The following is a 3578-nucleotide window of genomic DNA, read 5'->3' as shown; positions in this document are numbered from 1 at the left end:
TCCGGCGTCCCGGCGCCCGGCCTCCCCCGCGGCCCGGACCGTTCGCGGCCTTGCGCCGGGACGCCGGACGCCGGACGTACCGCGCCCCCGGCACCGCGAGGGGTGCCGGGGGCGCGGGAGGCGCTGCGGGAGCGGTCAGACGCCGCGCAGGGCGCGCGTGAACTCCCAGGCGTCCGCGATGATTCCGGCGAGGTCCGGCCGGGACGGGGTCCAGCCGAGGCGGGCGCGGGCGTTCTCCGCGGAGGCGACGAGGACGGCCGGGTCGCCGGCGCGGCGCGGCGCGAGGACTTCCGGGATGTCCTTGCCGGTGACCTTGCGGACGGCCTCGACGACCTCGCGGACGGAGAAGCCGTTGCCGTTGCCCAGGTTGCAGATCAGGTGCTCGCCGGGGACGGCCGCGCCGAGCGCGGCGAGGTGGGCCTCCGCCAGGTCGGCGACGTGGATGTAGTCGCGTACGCAGGTGCCGTCCGCCGTGGGGTAGTCCTCGCCGAACACGGAGATCGCCTCCCGCTCGCCCAGGGCGACCTGGAGCACCAGCGGGATCAGGTGGGTCTCGGGGTCGTGGCGCTCGCCGAACTCCTTGTAGGCGCCCGCGACGTTGAAGTAGCGCAGCGAGACCGCCGCGACGCCGTGGGCCGCGCACTCGCCGGTGATCATGTGGTCGACGGCGAGCTTGGTGGCGCCGTAGGGGTTGGTCGGCTTGGTGGGGGACTCCTCGGTGAGCAGCGGCTCGGTCGGCTCGCCGTAGGTGGCGGCGGTCGAGGAGAAGACCAGCTTGCGCACGCCGGCCCCGCGCATGGCCGCGAGCAGGGCGAGGGAGCCGCCGACGTTGTTCTCCCAGTACTTGCCCGGGTTGGCGACGGACTCGCCGACCTGGGAGGAGGCGGCGAAGTGCAGGACCGCCTCGTAGGAGGAATCCAGGTACCGGGCGGCGTCCTGGATGCGGCCCTCGATGAACGCGGCGCCGGCCGGGACGCCCTCGCGGAAACCGGTGGAGAGGTCGTCGAGGACGGTCACCTCGTGGCCCGCTTCCAGCAGGTGGGCCGCGACGACGCTGCCGACGTAACCGGCACCGCCGGTGACCAGGTACTTACTCACTCGCCTACTACCTCTCGCGGGGGAACGCACGCGCGGTGCGTGCTCGTGCTGCCGCCCTCTGGCTTACCGGATTAAGGGCGTCCGGGGAAATCGGGGCCCTGCCCGGGCAGTGCCGCCCGGTCCAGCAGGCCGGTCCGGGCGGCGAGCGCGGCCGCCTCCAGCCGTGAGCCGACGCCGAGTTTCATCAGCACCCGCTGGACGTGGGTGCGGGCGGTGCTCGGGGCGATCTCCATGCCGGCGGCGATGAGCCGGGTGTCCTCGCCCTCCGCGACCCGCACCAGCACCTCGATCTCGCGCGGCGTGAGCAGCCGCAGCAGCCGGCTGCCCTCGTCGTCGGGCGGGACGGCCGGGTTCAGCAGCTCCGCGAACGCACCCTGGAGCAGCTGCGGGGAGACGGCGGCCTCGCCGGCCCGGGCCTTGGCCAGGGCCCGCTCGACGCCCTCGATGCGCTCGTCCTGGCGTACGTATCCGCAGGCGCCGGCGGCGAAGGCGGCGGCGATGCCGCGGGGGCTGGGCACGGGCCCGAGCACGACCACCGCGATCTGCGGGCGCTCCCGCCTGATGCGGGCGACGGGTTCGAAGACGCCGGGCTCGGCCGGGGAGGCCGTCCCCAGCAGGCAGACCTCCGGCGCCCTGCTGATGACGAGTTCGGCCGCGCCGGAGACCGGCGCCGCGGCAGCGAGCACCCGGTGCCCGCGCAGCTTCAGGGCCGAGGCGAGCGCCTCGGCCAGCAGCCGGTGCTCGTCGACCACCATGACCCGTACGCCCATCGGGCTCCCGCCCCCTCCCCTTATGCCCCGGCAAGCTACACGCTTGTTCGACGGCGCGCGGCGGATACCGCGCGAAAGCCCCCGGAAAGGCGGACCTTCCGGGGGCTTCGTGCGGCCGTGGGGACGGCCGGGGATCAGCCGGCGGTGTAGGACACGAAGAGGTAGTCCGGGTCGCCGCCCGAGATGGAGCTCTTCCGCGCGCTGGTGCGGGACATGAAGAGCTTGCCGTTGTGGTAGCGGAACTCGGAGAACTCCGGGGAGAAGGCGATCTCGGCCTTCTTCGCGGCCCGGTCGCCGGGGGTCTCCATCAGGAGGGTCTGCTTCATCGTCGCGCCGTCGATGGAGACGACCTGGCCGCCCGCGTCGTAGGGGCCGGACTTGTAGGCGATGATGTTCGACCCGTCCATGCGGAGCGGGTACATCGTGTAGCGCTCGCCGGCGTCGGAGCGGTCGGTGGTCTGCTTGCCGGTCTCCAGCTCGAAGGAGAGCAGCTCGTTGGTGCGGCCGGACTCCTGGCCCTGGTGCTCGATCGAGGGCAGGTAGACCTTGCCGTTGCCGACGACGATGTTGGAGCACATCTCGACCTCGGTGCTGCGGCACTTGCCGCCGAAGTTGCCGGAGGCCAGCGAGATCCGCGACTTCAGCTCGCCCTTGGGGTCGACGACGAAGAGGTCGCTGATGCCGGTGGCGTTCTTGGCGGTCTTGCCGACGTCGGCGGCGACGACGAGGGGCTTGGTGGAGATGATCGAGGCCCACTCGATGCCGTCGGACAGCTTGTACGAGGACGTGGGCGCGCCCGTGGCCGGGTCCAGGGTCTGGGCCTGGAGGGTCTGGTTCGGGGAGCGGCCGCACTTGCGGATGACGGCGAGGGCCTCGCCGCCGGCGTAGCCGGAGTCGTAGCAGCCCTCGGCGTCGGCCTTGGGGGTCCACAGGGACTTGCCGTCGGCGAGGTTCCAGGCGGCGCCGCCGCTGGTGCCGGCCGCGGCGACGGTGTTGCCGCTGATGGTGACTTCGTCGAAGTTGGCGGGCCGGTCGCCGGTGGCGCTGCCCTTGGCGTTGCCGGACCAGACGAGCTTGCCGGTGGTGAGGTCGAGGACGCCGACCTCGGTGCACGGCGGGTACTTGACCTCGGCCGTGGGCTGGCTCGCGCGGAAGAGGAACGCCGTCTTGTTGTCGCTGACGTGCTTGGTGGCGCCGCAGATCTCGCCGGGGACGGGCAGCTCCCACTTCTTGCCGCCGTCGACGAGGTTGTAGCCGACGATCTTGCCGATGTCCGACTTCGCGTACACGCTGTCGGTCAGCCAGGAGCCCTTGACGGAGGTGATCTCCTCGGGGGCGGGGCTCGGGTGGTTGTAGAGCACCCGGGCCTTGGGGTTGGCGGGGACCTTCTCGGAGCCGGGCGTGCCGGCCGGGGCGGCGCCGGTGCTCGCGCTCGGGCCGGCCTGGGGCTCGCCGTCGCCGCCGCTGCCGGAGGCGTACCAGAAGCCGCCGGCCACGATGAGGACGATGGCCAGCGCGGCCGCGCCGACGATCATGAGCTGGGTGCGCTTCGCGCCGCCCGAGGGGCCCTGCGGGGTGCCCGGCACCGGCTGGGCCGCCTGCATGGGGGCCGTGGGCGCGCCGTACGGGTTCGGGGCGGCCGGGCCGCCGGGGGCGCCCTGCTGCGGGTAGCCGTAGCCCTGCTGGGGGTAGCCGTACGCGGGCTGCGCC

General features: G+C 73.4%; 3 protein-coding genes. All 3 read right to left on the bottom strand.

From position 1 onward, the window contains the following. Positions 1-135 precede the first annotated feature (135 nt). Entirely contained in the window at positions 136-1098 is a 963-nt protein-coding gene (gene galE, locus EF903_RS30210) for a UDP-glucose 4-epimerase GalE (protein ID WP_125548176.1), read from the bottom strand. A gap of 71 nt (positions 1099-1169) precedes the next feature. Continuing rightward, the gene (locus EF903_RS30205; RefSeq protein ID WP_125548175.1) at positions 1170-1868 is read right to left on the bottom strand and encodes a response regulator transcription factor; all 699 of its coding nucleotides are present in this window, start codon (positions 1866-1868) and stop codon (positions 1170-1172) included. Positions 1869-2002: 134 nt separating this feature from the next. Then, a partial coding sequence (locus EF903_RS30200; RefSeq protein ID WP_312845980.1) for a PQQ-binding-like beta-propeller repeat protein occupies positions 2003-3578 on the bottom strand: 1576 nt, incomplete at its 5' end.

The organism is Streptomyces sp. WAC05292, assembly GCF_003949955.1.
GTDB classification, from domain to species: Bacteria; Actinomycetota; Actinomycetes; order Streptomycetales; family Streptomycetaceae; genus Streptomyces; species Streptomyces globosus.
This window is presented reverse-complemented; position numbering and strand designations above follow the sequence as displayed.